Raw genomic sequence first — 14,093 nt, forward strand, 5'->3', positions numbered from 1 at the left:
TAAACATATCAGCTTTATTATCTTACTATGTTTGGGCTTTTTTCTAATTCCAAGCTTAAGCTATGCTTGTGCTAAGAAATCTACCCAAGCTGAGTATAAATCGAGTTTAAAAGACCAAATCCCCAAAATCGAACGCACAGATAATTGCAAGACGAAACCTTGTGAAAATTGCAATGATAACGATTGTACAGGTAACTGCAAGCATAGTTGTTGTAGATGTATTACTTCTTCACCAGCATTTAGCTTACCTACGCTTATCTATTTTAAAGTAACAAACCTTTTTGCCGAAACTAAAAAGCAAAAATTCAATTTTAAACAAGCCTACTATTCTTCAGGCTACTCTTCCATTTGGCAACCGCCTAAAATAGGATAAAACTATGGCTTGCTAGCCACAGTTACGTCTTGTCGAAAACTAAATCCGGTTTTCGCAACCCTTTTTATATATCTTATTAATTTAAAAATTTTCAAAATGAAATCAATATCAAAAATATTGATGGTAATCACCGTATTACTATCAGCCGTAAACAGTTTTGCACAAATCAAAAATGCAAAAACAGAAACCGTAAAAATATATGGCAACTGCGAAATGTGCAAAACTACCATTGAAAAAGCAGGAAATGTAAAAAATGTTGCCACAGTAGAATGGAATAAAGATACCAAAATGGCTATTCTCAACTATGATGATAAAAAAACAAGCCAGGATGAAATTCTGAAACGTATTGCTTTAGCAGGGTACGACAGTGAAAAATTTTTAGCACCTGATGATGTTTATGCTAAGCTATCCGGATGCTGCCAATACAACAGAGAATTAAAACCAGTTGCAAAAGTTGAAGTTGCAAGTATGGATATGAAAGCAGAACACGGTAACCACAACCCAAAAGAAATGGCAACTACCCAAAACGTACCACAACTGAAAACTGTTTTTGACAACTATTTTTCAGTGAAAGATGCTTTGGTAAAAACTGATGCAGGTACTTCATCTGCAAAAGCTTCTGAACTGGTAAAAGCAATTAAAGCAGTAGAAATGACAAAACTTTCCAACGAAGAACATACCGTTTGGATGAAAGTAATGAAAGATTTAACTGCTAATGCAGAAAAAATCGCTGTAGCAAAAGATGTTACCAAACAAAGAGAAATTTTCGCTTTACTGGCTAATAATATGTACGAATTAGCCAAAGTTTCAAAACAAGAAACACCTGTTTATTATCAGCATTGCCCAATGTACAATAATGGTAAAGGAGCAAATTGGCTAAGCAAAGAAGAAGCAATTAAAAATCCGTATTACGGCTCCAAAATGCTTACTTGCGGAAGCGTACAGGAAACTATTAATAACAAATAAAACGCTATTGTTATGGAAAGTATGGAAAACCAACACGAAATGCAACATAACCATAAGAATGAAAAGCATAATACTAATCACTCTTTAGCAATGTACAAACGCTTTGCTGTAATGGCTGTTGCTATGTTCATAGCTATGTACTTCATTATGTATGCTATGATTGACGGCTTACAGAACCTTATCCTGAACATCAATAATTTATATATGACATTGCTGATGGTTTCTGCAATGTTGATCATAGAACTATTGATAATGAAAGGAATGTATGAAAACAAAAAAATCAACTGGGCAATCATAACGGTTTCCTTTGCGATTGGCATCTTTTCTTGGTTTGGTATTCGGGAGCAATTATTTGTGGGCGATAAGGAGTTTGTAAAAGGTATGATACCGCATCACGCAGCAGCAGTATTGATGTCTGAAAAAGCTAAACTTACCGACCCCGAATTGATACAGTTACAAAAAAACATACTGGAAACACAGGCACAAGAAATCGAATTTATGAAGCGTAAGCTAAATGAATTTGAAAACAAATAAATAAGATAAATTTCTTCAATAATATCAAAAATAAATAAAATGAAAAATATAATTTTCTCAATCATTACATTAGTAACAGTTGCAACGGTAACAATTTCCTGCAATCAATCTTCAAATAAAAACAGCGACCAGCAAGCTAATGATAGCACAACAATTGCTGCAACTCCGGAGTTACAATCACCTACACACAATGATACGGTAGCAACTGTTACTTCAACGGATACGTCTTCTCCAGAGGCAGAAAAATCCGACGTGAAGCAAGCTCAAAAGTTTACTATCGCACCTATAATTAAGGATTATTTGGCTTTAAAAAATGCACTTGTTGCAGATAATTACAAAGCAGCTGCTAATGCAGGAAAGCAATTGTTTACTACCTTAAAAAATGTGGATATGAACGCTATCCCAGCGAATAAACATAAAGAATATATGGAAATAGCGGAAAATGCCAAAGAAAATGCAGAGCATATTAGCGATAATGCTGATAAAATAGACCATCAAAGAGAGCATTTAGCATCATTAAGTAAAGATGTTTCAGACCTTATAACATTATTTGGAACTACGCAAAAATTGTATCAGGACTACTGCCCAATGTACAATGATGGTAAAGGTGCGGTTTGGATTAGCGAAGCTAAGACTATCAAAAATCCTTATTATGGCAGCCAAATGCTTACCTGCGGTTCTGTGAAAAAGGATTTATAAAATGAAAAAAGTAATAAAGATAATTTTGGCAATAGTACTGTTTTTTTTTATTGCTATACAATTATATCAGCCTGCCCTCAATGTAAATAAGGGGCAGGTTGACAAAACCGATTTTGCAAAAGTTTATACCGTTCCGGAAAATGTGCAAAACATTTTACAAAATGCCTGTTACGATTGTCATAGCAATAATACCAAAAATACGTGGTATTCCAACATACAGCCTATGGCGTGGATGATGAAAAGGCATATTGATAATGGCAAAGAAAAATTAAACTTTAGTGAGTTTGGCAGTATTAGTAGTCGAAGGCAAATAAGTAAATTGAAAGGAATAGCAAACCAAATTAAAGACGATGAAATGCCTTTAGCTTCATATAAAATAATGCACAGCTACGCAAAGCTCTCAAAAGAGCAAAAAAGTTTGATAATGGATTGGATGAACAAAAAAGCAGACAGCCTTTCAATAGAAAATTAAAAGCAGTGCACAAAAAAAATATTAATCACCATTCTTAAAACAATCTATATTCGCAAAAAGGATTGTTGCAAATAAAATTATTTATATGGAACATCAACATACAGAAAATAAAGACACCCATACAGGGCATGACATGAGCAATATGCAGCATGGAGCAAACCCATCAATGGGCATGGCAGGACATAACCACCATGCCATGATGATTGCCGATTTTAAAAAAAGGTTTTATGTTGTGCTCATCCTAACCATTCCAATCATGTTGCTATCAACCATGATACAGCATTTTATGAAAGTTGATTGGCAGTTTGCAGGTTCGCAATACATACTCTTTGCATTATCAACCGTTGTATTTTTCTATGGCGGCTTTCCATTCTTAAAAGGATTGGTTGACGAAGTAAAAGCAAAGAACCCCGGCATGATGTTTTTAATCGGCTTCGCCATTACGGTTGCATACATCTACAGTGTAGCAATCGTATTTGGTTTGCAGGGCATGGACTTCTTTTGGGAATTGGCAACGCTTATTCTTATTATGCTATTAGGGCATTGGATAGAAATGAAATCTGTTGCAGGTGCATCTAAAGAATTGGAATTATTGGTGCAGTTGATGCCAGCAGATGCACACATGGTTATGCCAAACATGGTGCATGATGTAAAGACCGACACTTTAAAAGAGAACGATATTATTTTAGTAAAGCCAGGCGAAAAAGTGGCAGCCGATGGAATAATATTAGAAGGCGAAAGCTACCTGAATGAAAGTATGCTTACCGGCGAAAGCAAACCAGTACAAAAAGTAAAAGGCGATAAAGTAATTGCAGGCGCAATCAATGGCAACGGTTCTATAAAAGTTACCGTTTCCCATGCAGCAAAAGACTCTTACTTATCACAGGTAATTAAATTGGTGGACGATGCGCAAAAATCAAAATCACAAACGCAGCTATTAGCAGACAAAGCTGCAAGATGGCTTACGATTATAGCAATGGTTACAGGCATTGCCACATTTTTATATTGGTATCTCACAGGGCAATCATTGGCTTTTGCAATGGAAAGAATGGTAACCGTAATTGTTATTTGTTGCCCTCATGCTTTGGGTTTGGCAGTTCCATTGGTTGTTGCAAAATCTACAGCCTTATCAGCTAAAAGCGGATTGCTTATTAAAAACAGGACAGCCTTTGAAAATGCAAGAAAAATAACCACCGTAGTTTTTGACAAAACAGGAACATTGACCGTAGGAAAATTTGAAGTATCAAAAGTCGTTTCGTTGCAAAAAGAGTTGGACGAAAATGAAATCATTCGCCTTGCATCAGCATTGGAACAAAAATCAGAACATCCAATTGCAACAGGCATATTGCGAAAAGTAAAAGACTTATCAATCACAATTCCTGCAACAGAAAATTTCAATGCCATCACAGGTAAAGGCGTTGAAGCAACTGTTGAGGGCAAAAAAATATTGGTGGTTAGTCCGGGATATTTAAAAGAAAACAATGTAGCAATCCCCGAAAGCTTTACTGCCAACGACACAGAGACAGTTGTGTTTCTAATCGTCAATAATCAGTTGGCAGGTTACATTGCTTTGTCAGATGAAATCCGCCCTGAATCAGCAGAAGCAATCAAGACCTTAAGAGAAAACAATATCAGATCCATTTTGCTTACCGGCGATAACAACAAAGTAGCAAAGAGTGTAAGTGACACTTTAGGCATGGATAGTTTTATTGCCGAAGTATTGCCACATCAAAAATTAGAAAAAATAAAAGAACTGCAAAGCAAAGACGAATTTGTTGCAATGACAGGCGATGGCGTAAACGATGCACCAGCTTTAGCAGTTGCCGATGTTGGTATTGCAGTTGGTAGCGGGAGCGATATAGCAGCCGAAACCGCAGGTATTGTTTTAGTAAACAGCAATCCAAAAGATATAGTAAGCCTCATTTTATTTGGCAAAGCCACTTACCGAAAAATGATACAGAATTTAATTTGGGCAACAGGTTATAATGTTATTGCGTTGCCTTTGGCAGCAGGTGTTTTATATAAACAAGGCATCTTATTAAGTCCGGCAGCAGGTGCGGTTTTAATGACGGTTAGTACAGTTGTAGTTGCAATCAATGCAAGTTTTTTAAAAATAAAAAAATAAAAATGAAAAAGATAACATTAGTAATATTCATCCTTGCCATGTACACCTTTGCACAAGCACAGGATATGAAAGGTATGGATATGAGTAAAAACGAAAAGGTGCAACAGGCAACTTATACTTGCTCGATGCATCCCGAAATCCACGCCGCAAAACCAGGCAACTGTCCAAAGTGTGGTATGAAATTGATAAAAGAAAAGGCTAAAACGGTAAAGCAGTCATCAAACAAAAAGAACGATGAAATGCAGATGCCTCCAAAAGAGCAGCCGAAAATGGTGGACAAAATGAACAATATGTCTATGCCAAAAGAAAAGCCTCAAACCGTAAAAAGAATTGTAAACACAAAACCGCCAAAAACAGTCCGTTACGAACTGTTTGTAAAAGATACTCTAGTAAATTATGCAGGTGAAGAAAAAAGAGCCATAGCAGTAAATGGACAAATACCGATGCCCACGCTCACTTTCACAGAAGGTGATACAGCCGAAATTGTTGTACATAATCAATTAAAAGAAAGTACATCACTACATTGGCATGGCGTTTTTTTACCCAATAAAGAGGATGGTGTGCCTTGGCTTACTCAAAAACCCATTCCAGCAGGTTCAACTTATACCTATCGTTTTCCGATTATCCAACACGGAACGCACTGGTATCACTCACATTCGGGTCTGCAGGAGCAGATTGGTATGTATGGCAGTTTTGTAATGAAAAAGCGTGAGGATGATAAAACTTTTAGAGAGGGAATTGATGATTTGCCTACCGTACCCATCATTTTAAGTGAGTGGACAAACCTTAACCCGGATAACATTAACAGAATGTTACATAATGCCAATGATTGGGCGGCTATTAAAAAAAATGCAACACAATCTTACGCAGAAGCCATTAGAGAAGGTTATTTTAAAACAAAAGTAAAGAATGAATGGAAGCGGATGCTGGCAATGGACGTAAGCGATGTGTATTATGACAAAATATTAATTAACGGAAATCATTCTACTGATTTAAAAAAGGTTGATGGTAAAACGTTAAAAGCAGGAGATAAAGTAAGATTACGAGTGTCAAATGGTGGGGCATCCTCTTATTTTTGGTTGCGATATGCAGGAGGTAAAATTACTGTAGTAGCCAATGATGGTAATGATGTAGAGCCAGTAGAGGTAGATAGATTAATCATTGCAGTTTCCGAAACTTATGATATAGTAGTAACAATTCCTAACGATGGGGTTGCCTATGAGTTTCTAGCCACTACTGAAGACCGAACACAATCTGCAAGTTATTTTGTGGGCAATGGTATTAAACAGCTTATTTCTCCGCTTCCTCGCCTTAAATATTTTGAGGGAATGAAAATGATGAATGATATGATGAAGATGAATGGCGATTTGGACGATATGGGAATGAAAATGAGCTTGAACCAAATGGATATGAATGTGGTAATGTATCCCGAAATCACAGGAGATAGTAAGCAGAAAGAAGATCATAGTCAACACAATATGAATATGGAAAATGATCCCAACCGTTACAATGCAAATGCTTTGGGAGAAATCAAAACGCTGAATTATGCAATGTTACAATCTCCTTCCAATACGGAACTTCCTAAAGATGCTCCAGTAAAAGAATTGAAATTTACCCTTACAGGAAATATGAACCGCTATGTGTGGAGTATGGATAACAAAATCCTATCAGAAGTTGATAAAATCCCTGTAAAGAAAGGAGAAATCTTACGCATTACCCTTTACAATAACTCAATGATGCGACATCCGATGCACCTGCACGGTTTTGATTTCAGGGTAATCAACGGTAAAGGCGAAAAATCACCACTTAAAAATGTATTGGATATAATGCCAATGGAAACAGATATCATCGAATTTTTAGCAAATGAAGAAGGAGATTGGTTTTTCCATTGTCATATACTTTACCATATGATGTCGGGGATGAATAGAGTTTTTGCAGTTGACGATTATCAAAATCCGAATTTACCTGACAAAAAACAAGCATATAATATGTTGCAGCGAGAGAGTAATATGCCACACTTTATGGCGCAGAATGATTTCGCTACCAATGGGAATGATGGTGACGCAATGCTTCAGAATGCAAGATGGAGTTTAGGTACAGAATGGCGTTTAGGCTATAATGATATGCACGGGTATGAAGTAGAAACGCACTTAGGACGATACATAGGTAAAATGCAATGGTTTATGCCCTTTATTGGTTTTGATTGGAGATATCGTAAAATGGGTATGGATGAACACGAAACCAATTTATTTGGACAAAAAAATGAAAAAGATACACGTAGAGCCATTAGTTTAGGTTTGATGTACACTTTGCCAATGTTAGTAAACTTTCAGGCAGAAGTATATCACGATGGTATTGTACGATTGTCGTTGATGCGTGAAGACATTCCGATTACAAAAAGATTGAGGGCGGGTTTTATGGTAAACACCGATATGGAATATATGACTGAGCTAAAATATATTATCAATAAAAATGTGGGTATTCGTACACATTATGACAGTGATATGGGATGGGGATTTGGTATTTCGCTTAATTATTAATTTCAACGAATTATGTAAAGAAATTCGCACAAATTTTATTCTACATTAAAACAAAATCCATCTTTTTGAGATGGATTTTGTTGCTATAATTTATATTAACCATTAATAATCCTTTTTTATATAATCTCGACATAATCAAGTTAAACCTAAATTTCACAATTTTCATTGTAAATAAACCTCTTCTTTTTTTTAACTGCGTGACGAATATTCTAACCAAACGATAATCTTAATACAGATTTTTATAATAATAAAATAGCAACTATTGTCGGTATTTTATTCGTTAATGAGGTTGAAAAATTGTTCAAGAGTAAGTTTTCTTGCTTTACAAATTCTATAAAGTGTTTCAACAGGAATTCTATATGTACCATCACTCTTGATTTTCCGTACAGTACTTTCTTCAATATCGTGGCTTTTAGCAAACGAGTTCTGTGACTTATTTTCTTTAAGCCAAGGAATCAACCAATTTTTAGTTATATACGAACAGATTTTCTCGTTTATGTCAATCATATAACAAAAGAAATATTTTGTTATTGAAATTCTACGGTCGTTCGACCGTAATTAAATTATTTTTGTTATCTTTGTAATACAATTTACAAGAGTGTAACTTTGCGATAGTTCAAAGAAATATAGAAGCTATTGCTTAGATTCTCCATTAGAAAACTGGTAATTTTATGTGTACGAGGAGATAAGTAAATGTGCCCACGACTTCGGCGTGGGCTCACTTATCGTACACAGGTATACCAGTGCCTCTAATGCTGTAAGCTGAGTTCCACGCCTTTTCTTTTAGGAAAAATGTAGTAAGTATTTTCAATGATGCAAAGGAATTCACCTTATTTATCTAAGCAGTTACTTCCAGCAATAATTTAGATAAAATAAGCTGCTTATGAAAAGAACAGAATCATTGCCTAGAAAGTTGACCGATCTTCAGTTGTACGAACTGTTGAAAAAAGGCAATCCAACCGCTTTGGAACATATTCATCTGCGTTACAAGAGACTTCTTTTCTGGGTTGGATGGCAGGTGCTTAAGGATGATTTTGTGGTGAATACTATCGTTCAGGACACCTTCCTTAAATTGTGGCTGCATCGTGACACCATTGAAACACCTAATCATATTACTGGCTTTTTACGGTTTGTGATGAAAAGAGATTCTATATCGTATGTAACTGCTCCAAGAAATAAATTCAGCCGCTTAATGGCTTCTCTTGAAAGTTTTGAGAATTATCAGGATTATCTTTTGGGTTATGATCCCCTGACTGATAAAGAGAATCTCCTCAGTCACGAGTCGGATCAGAAAAATTTCGATGAAGTCAAAAAAGTTTTACCCGTTCTGGATCCCAAAAGAAAACACCTGATCGAGCTTTGCTTGGTATATGGCTTTCAGCACAAACCAATCGCAGAAGCAATGGGAAGTAGTGTGAAAGACATCAGCAATGAGGTAAGCAGAGCTATAAATGATCTTCGAAAAATTCTTAATAGAAGTTCTTTTGAACAGCCACAGGAAAAAGCTTTCGATAACAAGGAACAGTCAGAAAAACTCAGTAGTCAACAACTCGATATTTTGAAAAGAAGGTTTGAGCAGAAATCTTCATTTACAGTTATTGCCCGAGAACTCAAATTACCTGAAAAGGAAGTACATCGGGAATTTCTGTATGCATATCAATATTTACAAAATCAAAACACTTCTGAAATACCTCTTTGAAATGGAAAAATCCACGATGACATTGACCCGAAGAATTCAGTTGCTGATCGATCTTCCTGCAAATGAACAAAAAGAGATGTGGGAAAAACTCTACCGGTATCAGAACCGCTGTTTCCGAGCGGCTAATTTTATCGTTTCCCATCTGTATGTTCAGGAAATGATTAAGGATTTCTTTTACCTTACAGAAGAAATACAATACAAGCTGGCGGATGTAAATAAAGATGAAATGGGAATATTTACAAGATCAAAAACACACACAACTGCACGGATGGTCTTCGATCGTTTCAAGGGAGAAATCCCTACTGATATTCTGGGAAGCCTGAACAATACGATTCAATCGACCTTCTCTAAAAACAAAGCCGACTATTGGCAGGGAACAAAATCATTGCGAAACTTTAAGAAAGATATTCCAATTCCGCTTCCGGTCAAATGCATCAGCAAAATGAAGTATGATCCCGAAAAGAAAGCATATAGCTTCAATATGTTTGCTATTCCGGTTAAAACTTATTTAGGGAAAGATTTTACCGACAAGCGATTGATAATGGAACGTCTTTTAAGGGGAGAGATAAAGCTTTGCACATCACAGATCCAGCTGAAAGCCGCAAAGATCTATTGGCTTGCTGTATTTGAATTTGAAAAAGAAGAACATAAATTAAAACCCGAAATCATTGCAGAGGCTTCCCTGTCTTTGGAACACCCGATAGTGGTAAAGGCCAACAATGTGCGAATCAATATTGGCTCGAAAGAGGAGTTCCTGTATCGCAGGCTTGCGATCCAGGCAAGTCAGAAAAGGATTCAAGACGGTATCGCCTATGCCCGTTCAGGAAATGGAGTTAAACGCAAACAGAAAGCATTGTATAAGACAGAGAATCTGGAAAGCAGATATGTAAGTCATCGGCTTCACCTTTATAGCCGAAAACTTATCGATTTCTGTATCCAGCAAAAGGCAGACACATTGATACTTAAAAATCAGGAAGACAAGATAGGTATTGCTAAAGAACAGGAATTTGTGCTTCGCAACTGGAGTTATTATGAATTGCAGACCAAAATAAAATACAAAGCAGAAAAGGCGGGTATAGAATTGATCATTGGATAGGAAAAAAATAACGAGGGTGCTTGTACACCCGCAGGGTGAGGTGTTGAACACTCACTAAATACTCAGTGAGTATATACAACGGCGTGGGCTCTTTTTTTACTTATGTTTTAAAATACTTCAAATGCTCATTAATAGATTAAACGATTACTTCAGGATAATAACTTTTATATTTAAGGCTCAACCATCTAGTTGAGCCTTAAATATGAAGTTATAAATGTACTTTTAGAGCATCTCTGTTTTTTAAATACTTATAAATAGCATTATTAAAAAGTCATTCTTTGAATTCTGACAGCATTTAATATAGCTAATAGAGCAACTCCTACGTCAGCAAAAACGGCTTCCCACATTGTAGCTAATCCACCAGCTCCCAATACCAGTACAATCGCTTTTACAGCAAAAGCTAGAAAAATGTTTTGCCAAACGATCTTGCGGGTTTGCTTTCCGATATTGATTGCCATCGGTATTTTGCTTGGCTTATCATCCTGGATAACTACATCTGCGGTCTCAATGGTTGCATCACTTCCCAATCCACCCATTGCAATACCTACATCACTCAAGGCAACAACAGGAGCATCATTGACGCCGTCTCCTACAAAGGCAACTGTTTCATTTTGTGATTTGATCTCTTTTACTTTGTTGACCTTATCTTCCGGTAGCAGATCGCCAAAGGCGTTAGTAATTCCCAGTTGATCTGCAACAAATTGTACAACAGTGCTCTTGTCTCCACTTAACATCGTGGTTTTTACACCTAAGGCTTTAAGTTTATCAATGCTCAGCTGTGCATCCGCTTTTATACTGTCTGCAATAGTAATGTAGCCTGCAAATTTTCCGTCATATGCAATTGCAATTATTGTATAAACGATCTGAGTAGGGTCAAGATCATATTTGATATTGAACTTATCCATCAATTTAAAATTTCCCACAAGTAGATCTTTTCCGTTGATACTGGCTTTCAATCCGCGCCCAGCAATTTCTTCTGTATTTTCTAATTGTATAGAATGGTCGATTTCGCCGACATATTGATGGATTGCCGTAGCGACCGGATGGGTACTCTTGCTTTCTAAAGCATTTAACATCTTCAGAATTTCATCTTTATTAAATTCAGATTTTAAAGTAACTTCCTGAACTTTAAAGACGCCCTCGGTCATTGTTCCGGTCTTGTCCATTACCACATTTTTAATATTGGCGATAATGTCTAAAAAATTACTTCCTTTAAACAGTATACCGTTCTTTGAAGCTGCGCCAATTCCGCCGAAATAACCTAGAGGAATGCTAATAACCAAAGCGCAAGGACAAGAGATAACTAAGAACACTAATGCTCTGTAAAGCCAGTCACGGAAAACATAATTTTCCACGAACAGATATGGTAGTAGGCATATCAGTACTGCGAGTCCGACGACAATGGGTGTATAAATCCTTGCGAATTTTCGGATAAAAAGTTCAGTAGGTGCCTTCTGAGCCGTCGCATTTTGTACCAATTCCAGAATTTTGCTCAACTTACTGTCTTCGTAAGCAGTTGTCACTTTTACCTGAGCAATAGTCTGTAGATTGATCATTCCGGCAAGCACGCTCTCACCTTTGTTTTTGTTATCAGGCTTACTCTCACCAGTTAATGCAGCAGTATTGAACGATGCGGATTCACTTACCAACTCTCCGTCCAGAGCCAGCTTCTCTCCTGATTTTAGCTGTACAATATCTCCAATTTTCGCCTGTTTGGCAGGGATGGTCTTTGGTTGGTTACCTTCAAGAATGGTCACCTCATCTGGACGCTGATCCAACAATGCTTTGATATTATTCTTTGCTCTCGAAACAGCAAGTGTCTGGAAAACCTCTCCTACACTGTAGAATAACATAACAGCAACCCCTTCCGGATATTCACCGATTGCAAATGCGCCTACAGTAGCAATGCCCATTAGAAAAAATTCCGAAAAAACGTCACCTTTGGCAATGCTTTCATACGCTTCTTTTAGAACGGGTAGACCCACAGGCAAATAAGCCACCGCATACCATACGATCCGTACCCAGCCTTGAAACCACTCCTGCGGAAAAAAGTTATCCAGTACGATGCCTATCAACAGAATAACCAGAGAAACAATTGCTGGTAAAAACATTTGAAATGTATTTTTCTCACCAGTGCTATGGTCGTGGTCGTGTCCGTCGTCCTCGCTGTGCGCTTCAGCTTTGTTATTCTTGGTAGAACAGCATTTGTCATCCTCAAGTAATTTTTTGGCTCCAGCATCATTGTAGATCTTGCCTTCCTGAGGTGTGCAGCAAAGCTGATTTCCTTCCTTGTCGTAAATATGTTTGTGTTCCATTGTTGTAGATTTTAAAATTAATGTTCGTGTTCCCCGGAATTACTCAGTTTAGCATTGACAAAAAATGCACCTTTAATAACAACTTCCACATTTGCAGAAATTTCATTAACGGTTGTAATTGCAGTATATCCCATATCGGAAGAACCTTTTACAACTTCTATTTTTTCAAAATTTGTCATTTTTTCTTCTTTCTCAGGTATCTTCTTCTCATCTAAATGTTCACCTTCCGCCTCTTCGTGATGTTCTTCAGCTTTTTTGTCTGTTCTGACAAAAATGAAATATTTGCTGTCGGCTTCTACAATGGCTTCGTTTGGAACTGCGGGTGTTGTACTTTTATCCAGGCTGACAATTCCTGTGATATTCATTCCGTCGATCAGTCCGGATTTGTTTCCGGTTACAGAACAGTGAACCGAAATTGTTTTGCTGTCGTTTTCAAAGGATGAACCAATGCTGTAGATTTTTGCATCGTACTCGGTTTCAGGATTATTTGTTAATTTAAAATGGACGATTTGCCCAACTTTCATTTTTGGCAGATCCTTTTCAAAAACCTGCAAATCGAGATGCAGGGAACCGTTATCTATGATTTCTGCAACAGGTGATGAGATGTCAACGTAACTTCCAATTTGTGCAGAAATAGTACTGACCGTTCCACTGATTGGTGATGTGATCACTAAACCGGATCGCAAATTTCCATTATTGACATTGGCGGGATTGATGCCCATAATCTGAAGCTGTCTCTGCACAGAAGATCTTTGTGTTCTCAGGGTTTTCAGTTCAGCATCTGAACTTTGAAGGTTCTTCTTTGCGCCGGCATCATTATCAAATAATTCCTTCTGTCTCCTGTATTCCTGTTCTGCAAATGCAATCCTACTTTTCACAGTCAGGTATTGCTCTTGCAACTGAATGTATTCCGGATTTGAAATGGAGGCAATTACCTGTCCTTTTCTTACAAAATCCCCGATCTGCACATTCAAAGTTTTAATAATCCCACCATACATTGATGTGACGGTCGCTTTATTATTGTTCGGAACTCTAAGTGCTCCATTGGCTTTGATGGTAGAAGTCAGTTCTTTCATCTCGATTTTGCCCAGAGTGATGCCCACCGCTTTCATTTGCTCTCCAGTCAAGCTAGCGATAGTCTGTGGGGCTTCTTCGCCGTGCTCTTCGGCTTGTTCGGTTTTCACTTCGCCCTCCACTTCAGTTGAAGCATCCTTTTTTCCACAGCCTACGAAAAAAACCAAGACAAAGGCGATGTAGATGATATGTTGTTTCAT

11 protein-coding genes are annotated in these 14,093 nt (G+C 37.2%); 8 read left to right on the forward strand and 3 right to left on the reverse strand.

From position 1 onward, the window contains the following. Positions 1–469: 469 nt before the first annotated feature. The 6 genes from V7P73_RS00110 (at position 470) to V7P73_RS00135 (ending at position 7,709) form a co-directional block, all read left to right on the forward strand. The gene (locus V7P73_RS00110; RefSeq protein ID WP_333850309.1) at positions 470–1,339 is read left to right on the forward strand and encodes a DUF3347 domain-containing protein; all 870 of its coding nucleotides are present in this window, start codon (positions 470–472) and stop codon (positions 1,337–1,339) included. A 90-nt stretch (positions 1,340–1,429) separates the two neighbouring features. After that, positions 1,430–1,873: a DUF305 domain-containing protein gene (locus V7P73_RS00115; protein WP_333850310.1), complete on the forward strand. Its 444-nt coding sequence runs from the start codon at positions 1,430–1,432 to the stop codon at positions 1,871–1,873. 39 nt (positions 1,874–1,912) lie between these two features. After that, positions 1,913–2,572, forward strand: coding sequence for a DUF3347 domain-containing protein (locus tag V7P73_RS00120; protein WP_333850311.1), 660 nt, complete (start codon positions 1,913–1,915; stop codon positions 2,570–2,572). A gap of 1 nt (position 2,573) precedes the next feature. Then, on the forward strand, positions 2,574–3,044 hold the full coding sequence (locus V7P73_RS00125; protein ID WP_056028932.1) for a heme-binding domain-containing protein: 471 nt from the start codon (positions 2,574–2,576) through the stop codon (positions 3,042–3,044). An 85-nt stretch (positions 3,045–3,129) separates the two neighbouring features. Further along, positions 3,130–5,169, forward strand: a complete 2,040-nt coding sequence (locus V7P73_RS00130) for a copper-translocating P-type ATPase (RefSeq protein ID WP_333850313.1) — start codon at positions 3,130–3,132, stop codon at positions 5,167–5,169. Between the two features lie 38 nt (positions 5,170–5,207). Beyond that, a complete protein-coding gene (locus V7P73_RS00135) occupies positions 5,208–7,709 on the forward strand; it encodes a multicopper oxidase domain-containing protein (RefSeq protein WP_442896946.1) in 2,502 nt (833 codons plus the stop codon). 273 nt (positions 7,710–7,982) lie between these two features. Here the strand turns inward: V7P73_RS00135 and V7P73_RS00140 are convergent, their stop codons facing one another. Further along, positions 7,983–8,216 (reverse strand): helix-turn-helix domain-containing protein, encoded by a 234-nt coding sequence (locus V7P73_RS00140; RefSeq protein ID WP_056012977.1) that lies wholly within the window; start codon positions 8,214–8,216, stop codon positions 7,983–7,985. 376 nt (positions 8,217–8,592) lie between these two features. Between V7P73_RS00140 and V7P73_RS00145 the strand changes: the two genes are divergently transcribed. Together V7P73_RS00145 and V7P73_RS00150 are read left to right on the forward strand one after the other, a co-directional pair. Further along, positions 8,593–9,408 carry an RNA polymerase sigma factor gene (locus V7P73_RS00145; RefSeq protein ID WP_333850319.1) on the forward strand — a complete coding sequence of 272 codons (816 nt, stop codon included), beginning with the start codon at positions 8,593–8,595 and terminating at the stop codon, positions 9,406–9,408. A 1-nt stretch (position 9,409) separates the two neighbouring features. Further along, a complete protein-coding gene (locus tag V7P73_RS00150; protein WP_333850320.1) occupies positions 9,410–10,504 on the forward strand; it encodes a hypothetical protein in 1,095 nt (364 codons plus the stop codon). Positions 10,505–10,767: 263 nt separating this feature from the next. On the opposite strand, the gene V7P73_RS00155 is transcribed toward V7P73_RS00150, so the two are convergent. Beyond that, complete coding sequence (locus tag V7P73_RS00155) at positions 10,768–12,819, reverse strand: heavy metal translocating P-type ATPase (protein ID WP_333850322.1); 2,052 nt, start codon at positions 12,817–12,819, stop codon at positions 10,768–10,770. Between the two features lie 17 nt (positions 12,820–12,836). Beyond that, the gene (locus tag V7P73_RS00160) at positions 12,837–14,093 is read right to left on the reverse strand and encodes an efflux RND transporter periplasmic adaptor subunit (protein ID WP_056220648.1); all 1,257 of its coding nucleotides are present in this window, start codon (positions 14,091–14,093) and stop codon (positions 12,837–12,839) included.

This window comes from Epilithonimonas sp. (assembly GCF_036780765.1).
In the GTDB taxonomy this organism is placed as follows: Bacteria; Bacteroidota; Bacteroidia; order Flavobacteriales; family Weeksellaceae; genus Epilithonimonas.

Bases quoted from the DNA above. Each gene is read 5' to 3' on its own strand.
- V7P73_RS00110 (WP_333850309.1), top strand. From the start codon at position 470: ATGAAATCAATATCAAAAATATTGATGGTAATCACCGTATTACTATCA.
- V7P73_RS00115 (WP_333850310.1), top strand. From the start codon at position 1,430: ATGTACAAACGCTTTGCTGTAATGGCTGTTGCTATGTTCATAGCTATG.
- V7P73_RS00120 (WP_333850311.1), top strand. From the start codon at position 1,913: ATGAAAAATATAATTTTCTCAATCATTACATTAGTAACAGTTGCAACG.
- V7P73_RS00125 (WP_056028932.1), top strand. From the start codon at position 2,574: ATGAAAAAAGTAATAAAGATAATTTTGGCAATAGTACTGTTTTTTTTT.
- V7P73_RS00130 (WP_333850313.1), top strand. From the start codon at position 3,130: ATGGAACATCAACATACAGAAAATAAAGACACCCATACAGGGCATGAC.
- V7P73_RS00135 (WP_442896946.1), top strand. From the start codon at position 5,208: ATGTACACCTTTGCACAAGCACAGGATATGAAAGGTATGGATATGAGT.
- V7P73_RS00140 (WP_056012977.1), bottom strand. From the start codon at position 8,216: ATGATTGACATAAACGAGAAAATCTGTTCGTATATAACTAAAAATTGG.
- V7P73_RS00145 (WP_333850319.1), top strand. From the start codon at position 8,593: ATGAAAAGAACAGAATCATTGCCTAGAAAGTTGACCGATCTTCAGTTG.
- V7P73_RS00150 (WP_333850320.1), top strand. From the start codon at position 9,410: ATGGAAAAATCCACGATGACATTGACCCGAAGAATTCAGTTGCTGATC.
- V7P73_RS00155 (WP_333850322.1), bottom strand. From the start codon at position 12,819: ATGGAACACAAACATATTTACGACAAGGAAGGAAATCAGCTTTGCTGC.
- V7P73_RS00160 (WP_056220648.1), bottom strand. From the start codon at position 14,093: ATGAAACAACATATCATCTACATCGCCTTTGTCTTGGTTTTTTTCGTA.